This is a genomic window from Bacillus sp. SIMBA_008 (assembly GCF_046535495.1).
Taxonomy (GTDB): domain Bacteria; phylum Bacillota; class Bacilli; order Bacillales; family Bacillaceae; genus Bacillus; species Bacillus subtilis.
Genome location: NZ_JAWRWL010000170.1, coordinates 1 through 334 on the forward strand (window position 1 = coordinate 1; position 334 = coordinate 334).

Annotated in this window: 1 pseudogene; it reads right to left on the minus strand. The window is 51.5% G+C overall.

Annotated features, from left to right (window positions below):
* Nucleotides 1-334 (minus strand): annotated as a pseudogene (locus tag SB658_RS22670) (hypothetical protein); the annotation flags it as partial.

A 334-nucleotide genomic window follows, 5' to 3' on the forward strand; every position in this document is an offset into this window, starting at 1 on the left:
GGACTGTCTTTCAGTTTGATATACGGGTTGATGACCTCGCTGTGGAGGCTTTTTGCAAGTGTTTTATGCTTCATCTGCATCAGCACTTTGATCACACCCGCGACACCGGCTGCCAGTGACAGGTGGCCGATATTGGTTTTTGCCGATCCCAAACCGCAGTGACTCGCGTAAACGGCGGGATCGCCTGTTTTTTCGTACAGCTTTTGAAAGGCGGATTTCAGGCCGTTGATTTCAACCGGATCGCCAAGCTCCGTTCCGGTTCCGTGCGCTTCTATATAAGTGACGGTTCTCGGATCAATGCCTGCTTTGTCATAAGCCGTTCTGACGACTTCCG